Source organism: Streptomyces sp. YGL11-2 (assembly GCF_050054615.1).
GTDB lineage: Bacteria > Actinomycetota > Actinomycetes > Streptomycetales > Streptomycetaceae > Streptomyces.
The window spans coordinates 84461-100083 of sequence record NZ_JBNHIN010000023.1; the positions used below are offsets into that span (position 1 = coordinate 84461).

The 15623-nt window shown below is 66.5% G+C and carries 11 protein-coding genes and 1 pseudogene; 10 read left to right on the forward strand and 2 right to left on the reverse strand.

The features are described 5' to 3' along the window. Positions 1-36: 36 nt before the first annotated feature. The 5 genes from ACO1BR_RS25000 to ACO1BR_RS25020 are packed head-to-tail and all read left to right on the forward strand — an operon-like array spanning position 37 to position 9425. The gene (locus tag ACO1BR_RS25000; protein WP_426797335.1) at positions 37-4998 is read left to right on the forward strand and encodes a phage tail tape measure protein; all 4962 of its coding nucleotides are present in this window, start codon (positions 37-39) and stop codon (positions 4996-4998) included. After that, positions 4995-5900, forward strand: coding sequence for a phage distal tail protein (locus tag ACO1BR_RS25005; RefSeq protein ID WP_426797336.1), 906 nt, complete (start codon positions 4995-4997; stop codon positions 5898-5900). The genes ACO1BR_RS25000 and ACO1BR_RS25005 overlap by 4 nt, the downstream gene beginning before the upstream one ends. Next, positions 5900-6832, forward strand: coding sequence for a hypothetical protein (locus tag ACO1BR_RS25010; RefSeq protein ID WP_426797337.1), 933 nt, complete (start codon positions 5900-5902; stop codon positions 6830-6832). The genes ACO1BR_RS25005 and ACO1BR_RS25010 overlap by 1 nt, the downstream gene beginning before the upstream one ends. After that, positions 6829-7920 carry a hypothetical protein gene (locus ACO1BR_RS25015; RefSeq protein WP_426797338.1) on the forward strand — a complete coding sequence of 364 codons (1092 nt, stop codon included), beginning with the start codon at positions 6829-6831 and terminating at the stop codon, positions 7918-7920. The genes ACO1BR_RS25010 and ACO1BR_RS25015 overlap by 4 nt, the downstream gene beginning before the upstream one ends. A 17-nt stretch (positions 7921-7937) precedes the next feature. Next, a complete protein-coding gene (locus ACO1BR_RS25020; protein WP_426797339.1) occupies positions 7938-9425 on the forward strand; it encodes a hypothetical protein in 1488 nt (495 codons plus the stop codon). Positions 9426-9500: 75 nt separating this feature from the next. Here the strand turns inward: ACO1BR_RS25020 and ACO1BR_RS25025 are convergent, their stop codons facing one another. Beyond that, complete coding sequence (locus tag ACO1BR_RS25025; protein WP_426797340.1) at positions 9501-10262, reverse strand: hypothetical protein; 762 nt, start codon at positions 10260-10262, stop codon at positions 9501-9503. A gap of 245 nt (positions 10263-10507) precedes the next feature. On the opposite strand from ACO1BR_RS25025, the gene ACO1BR_RS25030 reads away from it, so the two are divergent. From ACO1BR_RS25030 to ACO1BR_RS25040, 3 genes are all read left to right on the forward strand, one after another. Then, a complete protein-coding gene (locus ACO1BR_RS25030) occupies positions 10508-10867 on the forward strand; it encodes a hypothetical protein (protein ID WP_426797341.1) in 360 nt (119 codons plus the stop codon). Between the two features lie 193 nt (positions 10868-11060). Continuing rightward, positions 11061-11984 (forward strand): N-acetylmuramoyl-L-alanine amidase, encoded by a 924-nt coding sequence (locus tag ACO1BR_RS25035; protein ID WP_426797342.1) that lies wholly within the window; start codon positions 11061-11063, stop codon positions 11982-11984. A 4-nt stretch (positions 11985-11988) separates the two neighbouring features. After that, positions 11989-12198: a hypothetical protein gene (locus ACO1BR_RS25040; RefSeq protein ID WP_426797343.1), complete on the forward strand. Its 210-nt coding sequence runs from the start codon at positions 11989-11991 to the stop codon at positions 12196-12198. 186 nt (positions 12199-12384) lie between these two features. On the opposite strand, the gene ACO1BR_RS25045 is transcribed toward ACO1BR_RS25040, so the two are convergent. After that, a complete protein-coding gene (locus tag ACO1BR_RS25045) occupies positions 12385-12537 on the reverse strand; it encodes a hypothetical protein (RefSeq protein ID WP_426797344.1) in 153 nt (50 codons plus the stop codon). 20 nt (positions 12538-12557) lie between these two features. Between ACO1BR_RS25045 and ACO1BR_RS25050 the strand changes: the two are divergent. Next, a pseudogene (locus ACO1BR_RS25050) lies at positions 12558-13632 on the forward strand (IS630 family transposase). Between the two features lie 841 nt (positions 13633-14473). Next, complete coding sequence (locus tag ACO1BR_RS25055; RefSeq protein WP_426797345.1) at positions 14474-15424, forward strand: hypothetical protein; 951 nt, start codon at positions 14474-14476, stop codon at positions 15422-15424. The last annotated feature ends 199 nt before the right edge of the window (positions 15425-15623 follow it).

Below are 15623 nucleotides of genomic sequence, written 5' to 3' on the forward strand. Positions count from 1 at the left end.
TTGTTGAAGGGGCGTGGGGAGTAAGGGCGCTGGTAGGTGTCGTCCTACACGCTCAGTGTTCAGGCGCGGGCGGACTTCGCGAACCTTCTGTCGGAGATCCGCCAGGCTTCCCGCGCGATGCGCGGGCTCGGTCGTGACACGGATGCCCTGAACCGGCGCCTTGCCCAGATCGGCTCCGGCTCCCGCAGCTCTGCCTCCGGCCTTCGCGGAATCGGCCGCGAGGCGGAGCGTGCGGGGGCTGGTCTGCGCCGTGTCGGGGCGGATGGGCATGCCTCGATGCGGCAGCTTCGCCACGGCATCGTCTCCTCCCGACAGGAGCTGCACCACCTCCGCAGTCTCGTAGTCGGCGGCGGCATCGTCGCTGGGCTGGCGGAGATCGCGAAGGAGGGCAACGAGTACCAGCGAGCGATCAACAAGTGGGGCGCGGTCACGGGCGCTTCGGGTGTGGAGATGGTGCAGGCCGCGGCGAAGGCCCGCGAGCTCGGCGCCGATCTGAAGATCCCCGGCACGTCGGCGGCGAAGGCCGCGGATTCGATGTTGGAGCTGGCGAAGGCGGGACAGACCTCCACCTCGTCGATAGCGAACGCGCGGGCGGCGATGCAGCTCGCGGCCGCCGACAACCTGTCGGCAGCCGACGCTGCGCGGTATCTGGGCGATGTGATGGACCAGTTCGGTCTGTCGTCCAACAACGCAGGCCGGGCCGCGGATGTGCTGGCCGCAGGGGCGAACGCCGCGTCGGGTGGGTTGCAGGACATCTACTACGCGATGTCCTACACCGGCCCGGTCGCAGCGCAGCTCGGTATCTCGATTGAGGACACTGCGGCGTCGGTGGCGATGCTGGCCCGCTCCGGCATCCTCGGTTCGAAGGCCGGCACTTCCCTGCGGGGGATGCTCACCAATCTGGCACGTCCCACCAAGCGGATGAAGGAGGGTCTGGCCGAGCTGGGCGTCGAGGCGTGGGACGCGCAGGGCAACTTCCGTGGTCTGCGGACGGTGATCGAGGGCTTTGAGAAGGCCCAGCACCGGATGTCGCAGAAGAACTTCCTTGGGGCGCTGGCCGATGTGGTCGGCAAGCCAGCCCTGGCAGGGGCATCGGCGTTGGCACATCAGGGCGTTGAGGCGTTCGACCAGATGCACACCGCGATCGCCCGCACCGGGGCCGCTGGGGAGATTGCCGCGTCGCAGACCAAGGGCCTGGCCGGTGCCGTCACCCAGCTGAAGACACAGGCGTCGAATACCGGGCAGGTGCTGTTCACCGCCGCGGCGCCGGGGTTGGAGAAGCTGACGCGACTGCTGACCGCGGGCATGGCGTCCGCCACTCCCCATTTGGCTGGGGCCTTGGACTACCTCCACGACCTGTACACCTTGGTCGGCCCGTCGGTGTCGAAGGCGGTGTCGTCCGGGCTGGACGAGGTCGGTGATGCGCTCGGGGGCCTGGGCGGGCCGCTGGGTGACCTTGCGCTCGATACCGCTGCTGCGGGGCTGAACGTCCTCGTCAACGGCGGTCGCGCCCTGCTGGAGGTCCTGCGCAGCATGATGTCAGCGGCCTCCCCCGTGGCCGACGCCATCGGCGAGGTCGCGAAGGAAGCAGGTGCGGGCGGGACCGCGCTCGACATCATCGTCACTGCCCTGAACCTGGCCTCGTCTGCTGCCGGCTCCGTCTCGACGGCGCTGATTCCGATCGGGCACGTCGTGGCTGGGCTGGTGCGTGGTTTCGGGGCGCTGCCGGGGCCGATCCAGACGGCGATCATCGCGATGCTGCTAGCCCGCCGTGTTACGCCGGTGATGTCGCGGCTGGGTCAGACGGTGGCGGGGCCGGTCGTTGGGGCGTATCGGTCGTTGGGTGATCAGATGCGGGTCCAGGAGCGTCTTGCGGCTGCTGAGGGCCAGTCCATCGGGCGGATCGGTCAAGCTCTGGCGGTGGTGCAGGCCCGGATTCCGGTGGTGGGGCAGATGACCGCTGCGTTCCGCAGCGCCAGCGGTCCGATCAGTGGAGTGGCTCGGGCGATCGGCGCCAGCGTGGGCGGTGCTGCCCGTGGGTTGATGGGTGCGCTGGGCGGGCCGTGGGGTGTGGCGATCGCGGCGGCGGGGGTGGGGTTGTCGATGCTCGCTGACCATCAGCAGAAGGCCGCGCAGGCGGCGGCTGAGCACCAGTCGCGGATCAGCACGCTCACGCAGGCGTTGCGGGAGTCCAACGGTGCGGTCAACGACAGTGTCCGGGTGGCCGCGGCGCAGACGGTCATGGATACGAAGGTCTTCGACGGTAAGAGTCGGCTTGTCGATGTCATGTCGAAGGCCGGGGTCAGTGTCCGGCAGCTCACCGACGCCTACGTGAGCCAGGACGGAGGGCTGGATGCGCTTCAGCGGCGCCTGAGCGACACCGCACAGGCTCACCTGAAGTGGATCCCCACCTCGGCTGGTGCCGCGAAGGCGTACGACGATGAGGGGCTTGCTGCGGCCCGGGCGGCTGACGCCTTGGGGTCGGTCAAGGGTGAGATGTCCCAGGCGGTGAAGGACGCCAGGGACCTCGCTGACGCCACCGGCAGTGGCGGCCGGTCGGCTTCCGACGCAGTCGGACCGTTCGGGAAGTTCTCCGACGCCATGCGTCGCCTGTCCGACACCACAGCCGATGCTGACTCGCGTGCGCGGGCCCTGCACGATGCGTTGGATGTTCTCGCGGGTGGCTCGGTGAACCTGTCGGCGGCCGAGGCGCGCCTGAACCGGTCCGTGTCCGATGCCGCTGAGGCGTTGAAGGGCGGCGTTGACCAAGCCGAAGGGTTCGGCAAGACGCTGCTGAACATGGACGGTTCACTATCGACCGTCACCCGCAACGGACAGAAGCTGTATGACCTGTTGCAGGGGCTGTCGACGAACGCGGCCGAGGCGTCGCTGGCTGCCTATCAGTACGCCGAGGCCAACGGCAAAAGCATCCCGGAGGCGTTGCAGGCCGCGCAGAAGGAAATGGCCACGGCCCGAGCGTCGGCGATCTCCACAGCGCAGGGCTTTGGTCTGGGGGCCGAGCAGGCCGCGAAGCTCGCCGATGCCGCGGGCCTGGTGCCCGAGCAGGTCTCCATCCTTCTTCAGACCGCCGGCATGGACGAGTCCATGGCCGATCTGATCGCCGTGCAGCAGGAACTCAAAGCGTGGCCGGACCGTAAGACGGTCACGATCGCCACGCTGAGCAACGACGCCCGCGAGGACCTGACGAAGCTCGGCTTCAGCATCAAGGACCTCAAGGACCGGCGGGTGCAGATCACCGCCCCCACGGACGCGGCGCGCGACGACCTGGACTCCTTGATCGCGAAGATCGCCAAGACCCCGGGCGCCAAGCACATCACGGTCACCTCCGCGACCGCGGGCACCATCAACAGCCTCGAAGAGGTTCAGCAGAAGATCAGGGGCCTGCCGCGCGGAAGGACGGTCACGGTCAGTGCCCCGACCGAGGGGGCCCGCGCGCAACTCCAGGCTCTCGGCTTCCAGATCGCGGGCATTCCGGGCAGCAAGAACGTGTCCGTGACCGTGCCGGCAGGGCCCGCTCAAAGTGGTGTGGCGGCGATCCAGTCCGCGATCAACTCGCTGCGCGGCCGGACGATCACCAACTACGTCCAGACCGTCAACGTGCCCCGCGCGGAGGTCAACGGGGTTCCGTTGATGAAGAAGGACGGCGGCATCGTCACCTACCCCTACGCGGACGGCGGGCTCCACGAGAACCACGTCGCGCAGATCGCGCCCGCCGGCGCCATGCGGGTGTGGGCGGAGCCAGAGACGCAGGGCGAGGGGTACGTTCCGCTCGCACCGTCGAAGCGTCCTCGCTCGCGCCGGATCACCGAGGAGATCGTGCGGCGCCTGGGCGGAGACCCGTCCGGGATCGCGTGGTACGCCGACGGTGGCCTGTCGAACTGGTCCTACCAGCCGTTGGGTTCCTCCGGGTTCTCCATCTCCGATGTCGTCTCCAAGTCGCAGCGCAAGGGCAAGGACGGCAGCGAGCACTTCGACCTCGGCATGTTCGAAAGGAACCTGCGGACGTCGGTGCGCACCGCCGCGGCCTGGCGCAACGACCTTGCAACAGTGTCCCGGCGCGCGGGAACCGACGTTGCCAAGGCCCTTGAGGAGATGGGTGAAGACGGTGTGGCCCTGACCCGGAAGATGGCCCGCGGGTCCACCCGGTACGTCAAGGACATGGCCACGCAGTTGACCAAGCTCGCCGGCACCGCGAAGGCGACACTGTCCGACTACACCGGCCAGTTGAATAACGCCGTGAAGGACACCACCGCCTTCCAGGACAACCTGGCGAAGCTGGCGGCCGGCGGCTACGGGGCGCTGGCTCAGCGTCTGGCCGAGCAGAACGACGACAGCGCCGAAGCCCTCGCGGCACAGGCAGTGCGGGACTCCAAGACGGCCCGGCAGGCCAACACCGCCGCGCAGGCCGCCGGCCAGCTCCTCGAAGGTGATCAGCTCACCGACCTGGTGAAGATCATCGGTGCTCTGGCGAAGGGCCGAGGCATCCACACAGTGGCAGAGCTGACCGGGATCGAGGAGGACCGGCTGATCGAGGTCGCCAACGCCTCCCAGAGCCAGCTCACGAAGGCGGGCGGTAAGGCGGACCGGTTCCTGGCCGACCTGGCGAAGGCCAACGCCGGCAAGGCGTATGCGAACGGCGGCATCTGGGAACCGGGCGTCTACTCCTCCGGCAAGGGGCTGATCAAGTTCGCGGAGCCGGAGACCCGTGGGGAGTCGTACATCCCGCATGCGGCAGCAAAGCGTCAGCGAGCTACCGGCGTTCTGGCGCAGACTGCGGACCGTTTCGGGTACTCGCTCACACCGCGACGACTGGTCGACGCCAAGGAGGGCCGCGCTCAGATCGTGGTTGTGCACCAGGCCCCGGCGATCGGCAGCCAGACCATCAACGTCACGCGGTCCAACTCCACCGCGAGTGATATCGCCTCGGCTGTGTCGTACCAGATGCGGCGCGCCAAGCGGGGCGGTGTCCTGCGATGACCGAGCTCAAGGACTTCCAATTCGATGTCGGCGGCATCGTGATCGGGCACGGCACGAGTGTGCCGATCGCGGAGATCGAAGGGCTGGGCCGTGCCGGGGTGCGCGGTGAGGTGGTGCCTCAACCGGACGCCGATGGTGCGTGGTTGGGCCCGGATTGGTACGAGGCCCGGACACTGCGGATCGACTGCGCGATCAAAACTCCCGGCGATCCTGCCGCTGCCATGCAGATCCTCGCGGACCTGGAAGCCGTCGCGGACGAAGCGCCGGTACGGACGGTAGGCGGGGCGGTCATGCCGTTGCGGATCAAGTGGCCCGGCGCGCCGGTGCGGGTGCTGCTCGGCCGGCTGCGGAAGATCGGACCGACGTTGGAGAAGGCGGCGTTTGGTTGGGTGCCACTCGACCTTGAGTTCGTGGCTCCCGGGGCGCGCTACTACGCCGACATCGAGCAGCAGGCGCATCTGCGGCTGGGCTGGTTGTCCGGTGGCGGGTTCAAGGCTCCGGTGCAGGCCCCGATCCGTGTCACCAGCGCGGATCCGTCCGGCCAGTCACGGCGTGGCTGGGTGACCAACAACGGCGATGTCGATGCGCACCCGGTCCTGACCGTGCACGGCCCGTGCTCAAATCCCGTGATCACGCACGTCGAGAGCGGGCGGACCGTTGCTGTGCCCGTCACGCTGGCCGCCGGCCAGTGGGTGCGCGTCGATACCCGCCCCGGGCAGATCCACATCGTTCGGGACAACGGCGGCGCTGCCCCCACTACCTCGCGGTTGGACACGTTCGTGCTGCCGCCTGGGCGAAGTGAACTGCGCTGGACCGCCTCCGACCCGACCGCCACCGCGCGCCTGACCGCGACGTGGCGCGACACCTACATCTCCCTGCACAGCCGAAGGACAGAATCCTGATGACTCTTGCCCAAGCCCCTCTGCTCGTCGACGGCGCCACGCACTCCGCGCAGACGTTCCGGCAGATGATCAAAGACCTCTCCCGTGGCCAGGAGGGCATCACGGCAGCCCCGGATCTAAAGGTGACCCCGCTGCGGGTGCCGGGGGCTGGTGTGCAGGTGGCTGACGGCTCAGCCGTCGTCCGGGGGAAGGCTAATGCGTGGCAGGGGTCCTACACCGCCTACAACATCGGCACCACAACCGTCCCGGTCGCCCCGACAGGCGCCACGCCCCGTTCGGACCTGGTAGTCCTGCGGATCACGGACCCGGAATACGAAGGCGGTCTGGATCCGGCGGCCGACGCCATCAACGCATTCGACATCATCCCCAACGTCGAGAAGACCGCGACCGCTGTGCCGCCAGGCGTCACCGGCATCCCCATAGCCCGGCTGGACCTGCCCGCCAATACCGGCACCGTGACGGTCGGCATGATCAAGGATCTGCGGAAGGTCGCGAACCCCCGTCGCGAGCGCGCCCTGTACACCGCTTACCCGCGCCAGCTCAGCAAGGCGTGGCGGGACGATGACAAGTGGTACGTGTGGCCGGCCGAGGCCCGTTGGATGATCTCTGTTCCCGAGTGGGCCACGAAGGTGATCGTCGTGGTGACTTTGGCGGGCCTGCGGCTGGACTTCGCCGACGTCTTCGGCACCATGCAGATCGTCTTGGGCACGGCCGAGAGCGAGAGCACCGTCATCGACGATGATCAGGGCAACGGGGTCCGTCGCACCACTGCCGTGCTCGCCGACACCCTCACACTCCCGGCCAACTACCGCGGCACGAGCCAGCCGCTGTTCCTGCGGGCCCGGATGAGCAAGAACGAAAAGGGTGACCTCTCCGTCGACGAGGGCACCTCCATCGTGGTCGACGTCGAGTTCACCGAGGGCCCGGTATGACCTACCGGTACCTCACCCAGCACGCCCTGACCGGCGAATGGCTCTCCCCACACCTGCCGTTGACGGATGTGGAGTTCGGGCCGGAGCTCAATGGTCCGGGGCACCTGCGTGGCACTCTCACCCCGCGGCTGGCCTGGCTGCACCCCGAACTGGCCGACCCCGGCAACACACTGCTGTACGTCGAGCGTGATGGGCTGCTGCGCTGGGGCGGCCTGATCTGGCAGGTCGAACCAGAAGGCGACGAGTTGAAGGTGGAGGCCGCGGGCTGGTCCTCCTACCTCCAACGCCGGCACGACCTCGACGGCGAACTGAACGGCCGTGGCCCCTACGTCAACACCGACCCCTGCACGATCGCGCGGGACATCGTGGACTACGCCCAGTCCGTCCCGGACGGCGACCTGGGCCTCACGGTCGACGCCACCACGTCAACGGCGACCGTGGGCACGGCCGCCGAACCCTGGCACTCACGTTGGTGGGAGACTCCCGTCCTGGGGGACCAGTTCGACGATCTCGTCAAGGGCCCGGACTCCCCCGACTACACCTGCACCACCTGGTGGGGGCACCACCGGCAGCCGGTCCGCCGGATCGAGCTGGGCTATCCACGCCTGGGTGCCCGCCGCACCGACGTGTCGTTCACCAGCGGCATCAACATCATCGACAGCCCGCCGGTCACCTACAGCGCCGACGACTACGCGCAGGTCGTCATCGCCACCGGCAGCGGCGAAGGCCGCGCCCAGCAACGGGCCATCGACGCCGTCCGTAACAATCGACTGCGCCTGGAACATGTCCTGGAGCTGCCGGAGGTCCGGGGCAAAGACACCCTGGCCCAGCGCGCGAAGGCCGAGCGGGCATGGCGGCAGTCCCTCGGGAACGTCGAGGAGATCACCGTCCGCGACCACCCCCAGGCGCCGATCGGCTCCTGGCAGGTCGGGGACGACGTCCGCGTGACCGTCCGCTCCCAGTGGACGCATTGGTCCGGCTGGTGCCGCATCACCGGCTGGACGATCCGGCCCGACACCCCGGCAGGCGAGACTGCCACGCTCAGCCTCGCCCGCGCCGACGCCTACCACTACGGCACCGCCGCATAGCCCGGAAGGACACTGCCTTGCCTGCCGACATCGGCACTCGACTTGCGCGCCTGGAGAAGCACGTCCAGACCCTGCTCCGGGCGCCGAAGCTCGTGAACGCATCGATCGAGGACGGCGCCCTGGAGGTGTATGACGCTCAAGGGTCGCTGCGCGCGCTCGTTGGCCAGCAGCCGGACGGCTCCAGCGGCGTCAGCGTCGTCAACGGCCCTCCCCCACCCACGCCCGTCGCCCCGACCGTCGAGGCAGCTCTCGGCGCCCTGTCGGTGTCCTGGGACGGCACGTTCACCGACGCGTCAGTGGCACCACTCGACTTTGCTCGCGTGGAGGTTCATGTCGGGCCGTCACCGGACTTCGAGGCGACGCAGGGCACGCTGCGCGACACCATCGAGACCCCGCAGGGCGGATCCTGCACCGTGCCGCTGCCCTACACCAACTGGTGGGTGCGCCTGCGCGGGCGCAGCCTGTCCGGCACACCGGGCCATGCCAGTGGCACCGTGGCGGGGACGCCGCGCCGGGCAGCCGCCGCGGATCTTCAAGCGGGAGCGGTCACTGCGGACACCCTTGCCGCGGACGCCATTTCTGGCAAGCGGATCACCGGGGGCACCATCGATGGCGCGATCGTCACCGGTTCCACCGTGCGAACCGCCGAGACCGGCAACCGCGTCGTCGTCACCCCACAACCGCCCTCCCCGCTGGAGGAGATCCCGTCGGTCCTGCTGTATTCCGACTCTGGCCTGGAGAAGGCGCCGGGAACGCTGAAAGCCAGCGTCAACGCCGACGGCACCGCCCTGCCCTACGCCGCGCTGACCGCGCCTGCCGTGCAGATCGACCGCTGGAACCTCCCCGACGCTTCAAGCCTGAACCTCCTCTCCCCGCAACTCGGGGTGCGAGGCGGCTCGTTCAACCTCACGGCAACCTCCGGGCTGAACAAGGACCACGGGCAGTCTCAGCTCCACGGAGTCAGCGCCAACGGACCGACCGGCAGCAGCAGTTGCGAGCTCTACGCCGAAGACGGAAGAGACGCCCCCGGAGGTTCGGGGAACCTCGGCGCCCGCTCCTTCGTGACCCTGGAAGGCGCGAAGGTCACCATCCGCACCGCCTCGACCGCCGGCGATACCCTGACCGTCTTCACCCCCACCGGCATCACCGTCAACGGCTGGATCACCCACGCCGAAACGGACTGGACCCGCATCACCGAGCTCAGCACCGGCGTGACCTCCGACGCCACGAGCCCCGCGATGGTCCGGGTCACCGCGAACCGCACCATCGAACTCTGCGGCTACGTCACCCTCAAAGACTCCCAGATCCCTCCCGGGCGCCAACTCGGCATCCTGCCACAGGGATACCGCCCGGCCGCACGCCGACATGTCCTCGTCCCATCCACAGCGAACGGCACGATCCTGCGGATCGACATCGGCATCGACGGCACCCTGAACCTGTACCCGATGCTCGGGAACCGCAGTACCTGGGTGGGGTTCGACGGGGTGAGCTGCCGAGCCGACTGACCACGTATCGCTCTCCGAGGCACCCAGCGGAGTGGCATCAACACTGCACCCCACAAGCACCGTACGGTTTTCTGCTCAGCGGCGGGCTTTGGCTGCCTGCTGCGAGTCGTTGTGGAGGTCGAAGATCGCGTCAGCCAAGTCGGGGAGGTCGGACAGGTCGATGTTCCTAGGGTTGGCAGCGTAGACAATCAGGCCGAGGAGGCGATGCACAATATCGGCTTCCCGCTGTCGGCGATGCCAGTCGGAGTCGTCTGCGTCCTCATCGACAAGCGCGGCCGATGAAGTGCTGCGGAAACGCTCGTCCCACGCGACGCACTCCCGGAGGGCTCTGGGCCACGCGAGCACTGCCTGCGACGGTTGCTCCTCGGCAGGAGAACGACTGAGGGCATGCATGAGTCGAGCCTCGTGGGAACCATCTACGCGCTTCTGGAGGTCGTCAAGGGCCGCCAGTTGTGCAGCAATGCGTCGGATCCGCGCGGCATGCTCCAAGGCCCACCGACGCTCGGCGCGACGGCTACGCAACTCACGGGTGTACTCGACGCGTTCGTTCTGCGTGCGAGGCACGGTGCCATCGGGCCGTGTGTGGGCGCGTCCGAGCTGGAGGTGTCGGCGCTCTGCCGCCTGCCGGCCACTCAGCTCTTGCCACTGGGCGATACGTGCCCAGGTGATCCGCTTCGTGCGTGCCAACGTGGTGAGCTTCAGCTCATCGTGGTCGAGTTTCTCCCGGAGCATGCGGATGGCAAGCAGGGTGGCGAGGATTTCGGGTTCCGTGGCGTCGGGCTGCAGGTTGCCCTCGGCTCGCAGGCAGATGCGGTCATAGTTGCGGGCGATGTCCATCAAGCGGCCCGGCGAGTCGCTGCCGGAGCGAGGGAGCCGGCGAGCACCTGGAGTGTGCGCATATGCCGCGTATCAACGCAGCAAATTCCAAAAGGAGTGTCGTCGTCTGGTTGCACCGCGAGATGACTCGGTCACGGAGAACAGCCAAATCGCGCAAGCATCTGCCGACACCAACCGGCGCCGCTCAACCGGTACGTCCGCACCCGTACGATCGAGATGGGTGCGGGGCCGCCAGGAGGATCGCGGTGTCCGTACCGCCGGGCGCGGAGCCCACGCTGTGGGAGCTGCACCGTGCCGTCTCGCAGTTGCGTGAGGATCTTCGTGGTGACCTCGCCCAGCTCGCCGCCCGCCTGGACCAGGTTGTCACCGAGGATGTGTACCGGGCCGATCAGCGTGCGGTTGATCGGCGCATCAGCCAGATCGAGGCTGGTCTGTCCGGGCTGCGCGGCGAGCATGACCAGGCGACGGAGCGTGCCCAGCAGCAACGCCGCGAGGATCAAGCACAGGCTGCAGCAACACGACGGCTCGTGGTCAGTTCATTGGTGTCGCCGCTGGGGCTGATGGCGCTCCAGCTGTGGCTCGCGTCGCGGGGCGCGGCTCCGTAGCCGGGGCGATGGGGGCAGTTCACTTTCAATTGGGGCGCGGGGAGAACAGCGAGCGCCGAACGTGGCGACACCTATCAGTGCTGACCGTTTCGTTGCCGCGCTGCGCGCCGAGGGCGTGCGCGTGGTGGAGCGGTCGGGGTGGAGAACCCACAACAGGAATCACAAGGGGCCGTGGGGGCCAATGAACGGAGTGATGGTCCATCACACCGTGACCTCCGGTACGGCCAACACCGTCAACATCTGCGAGCGCGGCTATGACGGCCTGCCCGGCCCGCTGTGCCATGGCGTGATCGCCAAGGACGGCACCGTCCATCTGGTCGGTTACGGCCGCGCCAACCATGCCGGGCGCGGCGACGGAGACGTACTGAGCGCCGTCATCGCGGAACGAACGCTGCCTTCGGCGAACGAGGCAGATACGGATGGCAACACGCACTTCTACGGTTTTGAGTGCGAGAACCTCGGCGATGGCCGCGATCCGTGGCCGGCGGCCCAGCTCGATGCCATCGAACGTGCCGCTGCGGCGCTGTGCCGCGCCCACGGCTGGAGCGCCGCCAGCGTGATCGGGCACCGTGAGTGGCAGCCCGGGAAGATCGATCCCGAGGGCTTCACCATGGGTTGGCTGCGTGATCGGGTTGCCGCGCGCCTGAAGTCCAAACCGACTGACGGAGGTTCGGGTGGAGGCTCGGCGGGCAGCAGCGGCTCGACGTACGTCGTCAAGAGCGGCGACACGCTCTCCGGCATCGGCAAGCGGTTCGGCGTCAGTTGGGAGCGCATCGCCCAGGCCAACAAGATCACCGCGCCGTATGTCATCAAGCCCGGGCAGTTGCTCACGATCCCGGGGAAGACATCCGGAGGTATGTATGCCCCGCCTCCTTTTCCGGATGGTCTTGCTCCGGGCCGCTCGTCACCGTCTGCGAAGGGCTTGCAGCAGGCGCTGAAAGACACGGGGTGGCTCGACCCCTCGGTGCCGCTCGCCGACACCTACGGCCCCCAGACCCAGCAGGCCGTGGCCGGCTTCAACCGCAAGCACAACCTGTTCACCACAGGACGGCCCGACGACCCGGCGATCGGCCGCCGCGGCTGGGGCCTCCTGCACCGACTCGCCTACGGATACTGACACCTTGTTCGACTTCATCCACACGCACAGCACCCGCCTGTACGCCATCGCCGCCGCGGCGCTGGCGCTGATCGCCCACTACGTCCAGGACCTGCCGACCGGTCTGATCCTCGCTCTCGTCGCCGCGGTCCTCGGTACGGGTGAGGCCGTCCAGCGCGTCGAGGATCGGAAGACCACCATGGCTCTGCATCAGAAGCCGCCTGCATCCACGTGACCTTGGCCGTGGCATGGGCGCCACAACCAGAACCTGGCATCGCTTAGATGGCCACCGGCCCCCTGGGGGGTGAGTCGCGTTCGGCTCAACCCCCAGGGGGCTTTTCCACGGGCATCTCGAACGCGTTCGGCAGTGAGATGGTCCGGTTTCTTGCTAGTTTCGGACTGTCGCCGAGGAAGCTCAATGTCATCTTCCCTGTCTGCCAGCGCCCCAGCCGATCTGCGAGTTGAGCTGGTCGATGATGTGCTCGACGAGGTCGAGCGTGGTCTGCAAACTCGGCTCGATAGAGGGACGCTGGTGCGCAACTGAGGATTGCGGATTGGGGTGACGTGTGGTCACTTTGGTTGTATGTCTGGTAGATGAGGTATCCCGATGGGGGTGGTCTGACCGCGTCGGAGCGGGCCCGGCGGGAGCGGGTGCGGTTCGAGGTCGCCGAGAGGTTCGAGCAGGGTGTGGCCCCGCCGGTGGTGGCCAGGGAGTTACGGGTGTCGCGGAAGTCCGCGTTTGCCGGGCATGCGCTGTGGCGTGAGGGCGGGGTGGAGGCATTGCGCTCGAAGGGGCCCAGCGGTCCGTCCTCGCGTATGAAACCCGAGTGGCGGGTGTGGCTGGAGGAGGCGTTGAGGCAGGGGCCGGCCGCGCATGGCTGGGTGGAGGACCAGCAGTGGACGCTCCCGAGGATCGCGTTGCTGATCGCGCGGCGGTTCCACGTCTGGTTCAGCACAGCGCAGGTCTGCCGGATTCTGCACCAGATGGGGTGGAGCGTGCAGGTCCCGGTGCACCGGGCCGCCGAACGCGATCCGCAGGCGGTGGAGCGGTGGATGCAGGAGGCGTGGCCGAGCGTGGAAAGACGGTGCGGGACCAGAGGGCGTGGCTGCTCTTCGAGGACGAGTCGGGACAGAGCCTGAAGCCGCCCAAGGCCCGCACCTGGTCCCGCCGCGGACATACCCCGGTAGTCAGGGTCACCGGGAAGGGCTCCGGGCGCGCATCTCGCTGGCAGCCCTGGTATGTGTCCGGCCCGGGCAGCGCACCCAGCTGATCTACCGGATGCTGACCCACACCGGTCGTAAGGGCGAGAAGAAGGGCTTCCGCGAGAGAGACCTCGCCATGCTCCTGGACACCGCACATCAGCAGCTCGGCGGCCCGCTCGTCCTCGTATGGGACAACGCCACCCAGCACAAGGACACCGCGATGCGCGAACTACTCCAAGCACGCAGCACGTGACTGACGGCCTTCCGCCTCCCGCCGTACACCCCGGACCTGAATCCGGCCGAAGGCGTGTGGGCGCACCTGAAGAAGTCCCTGGCCAACCTGGCCGCGTGCACCACCCACCAACTCGCCGGCAGTGCCCGCACCCGGTTGAAGAAGATGCAGTACAGAGCCGACCTCCTCGACGGCTTCGTCGCGGAGACCGGGCTCAACCTCACTCCTCCCTGACCATCAACCCAACACGCAATCCTCAATTGCGGGTCCCTGGCCGTTGTTCTCCGTGCCGCCGTGGCCCGCCGTGCTGATTTGGGGGAGAGGGAAGATCGGCGACATCCACAGGCTCTGCAACGGACCTGGCAGGCTTGAGTAGGCCTGGGAAGCGAGTTGCTCGGCCAACTTCGGGTTCGCGTGACAGGTGAATGGCCTGAACGAGTGTTCCAGGTGTGAATGGTGGGTCATGCGGGGAAAAGCAAGAGGCGGCTGAGGCGCTAGTGAATTACCTAGCACGAGGGTTATTTAGCGTCGGATCGGCCAAAGAAGATCTGTTTTTCATCTCACTGGACGAGCGGCCTTCTCAAGAAACGATTCCTCTTGACAAGCTTATGCGGTCAGGCAGAGCCAGGCGTAGTGTGAGCGACGACGATGCGATGGTGCCGGCAGCGCAACTCACCCATCTCCCGGAGTCTGGTGGCTTTCGATGGCGGACATGACGCTCACGGATGCGGGTTTCACGATCCTGAGATGCTTGGCGTACGGGTATCAGCGTGCGATTCTTCCTGAGAGGGGTCCTACGAACAACGCGGTTTCCCGCTCTTGCGAGGCATCGCCGCTGACAAGTGAGCCGCAGGCAGGAAATCTGACAGTTCCGGTTCAGTAATTGCCTGAAGCGTCAAAACATAGCGATTTGCGGGCCGCGAGCCGCAAGATCATCATACAGAAGAAGGTCAGCCTCATGTCATTCGCCGTGTACGCGCAAACCGAGGGCTCTTTCCCTATGATCCCCATTAGCGACTCACTGAATGTCGGCTCTCCCGTAACGCTGGACGGCAGGCCCCTCTGCACTAATACCGTGAAAATCGACGAAGGTCGAGCCTTGGTCTATCGCGCATATGGCGCCATGGGCCCTAAACTAGGATGCGGCGTGCAGGAGGTTGCTGAGGGTGCAGGCAGTCCGAAAATTCAACAGCTGAAAACTCATAACAATGCCAGGTTGATCAGTGCAGGTCTTGCGTACGGCACGGATCAGCCACCTCACGTCGATAACCGACTGTTCTGCGGAGACGACAGTGGCTTTTTCTACACCTTCCCCCTCTCCCCCGACGGAAAGACTCGTACGCAAACAGAACCGACCCCCTATCGTCTGGTCGATGCCGACAGCAGGCCAGTGATTGACATCGCAGTCCACTCCCAAGGGACCTGCGTCTACGCACTTGTTAGAGACCGTAATTTCACTGGGAACAAGGCTTTGCTCATGCAGGAGGTGAAGGGACCGCCTCCTTATTCTCTTGGCGAGCACCCCACCTGGGATGTCGTTGACAACCCATACTTCATCACGAAGACCGATAACGATAAATTTCTCTTCGTCACTAGCGGCACGAGGGGAACCACTGTCGTCAACCTGGAGTCAGGCACTCCGAAATTCTTCGAGAAGTTCACCGGAGTTCCTCTACTGATCAGGGGGACATCTAGCGTTTGCGTACTCTCAGCCTCCTTGGGCGAGGATGCAAAGATTGAGGTTCTTGACCCAGTCAGCAGAGAAGTCAGCTCCGTCCCAATCACCGAGAAATTTGGCAGATTTACCGTTTGTGGGGCTCAGGGCTACAACGAGAGCCTCGATCCTTCGTGGCTGCTGGGGTCTTCTGACACTATTGACCCTAAGGGTCGTGGATGGATTCATTTGATTTCCATGACCTCTAAGATGGAGGTGTCAATCGCGAGCAAAGAGATCTCTAACGATCAGGTGGGCGCTGTAATGGGCTGGGGGACGCCGTTTCCTTCCCTGCTGGTTTGGGGAAAATGAAATAAACGAAGGCAGGTCCGCGCCAACCCGTAAAATCGACGGCTTGTTCACAGTGGATAGCGGCCTACTGTGACGTAACATCGCCACTATCGCATTCTCCGCAGCCACTGGAATCGAATTCGTGATGTCGGTCAGTCGTCTTTGGCCAGGTCTTTCGCGTCTTTCGGCGGTGGACCGACATGCTGGCGCTATCCCGGGA

Coding starts and splice junctions, on each gene's coding strand:
- ACO1BR_RS25005 (WP_426797336.1), top strand. CDS start 4,995: ATGACCGAGCTCAAGGACTTCCAATTCGATGTCGGCGGCATCGTGATC.
- ACO1BR_RS25010 (WP_426797337.1), top strand. CDS start 5,900: ATGACTCTTGCCCAAGCCCCTCTGCTCGTCGACGGCGCCACGCACTCC.
- ACO1BR_RS25015 (WP_426797338.1), top strand. CDS start 6,829: ATGACCTACCGGTACCTCACCCAGCACGCCCTGACCGGCGAATGGCTC.
- ACO1BR_RS25025 (WP_426797340.1), bottom strand. CDS start 10,262: ATGGACATCGCCCGCAACTATGACCGCATCTGCCTGCGAGCCGAGGGC.
- ACO1BR_RS25035 (WP_426797342.1), top strand. CDS start 11,061: ATGGTCCATCACACCGTGACCTCCGGTACGGCCAACACCGTCAACATC.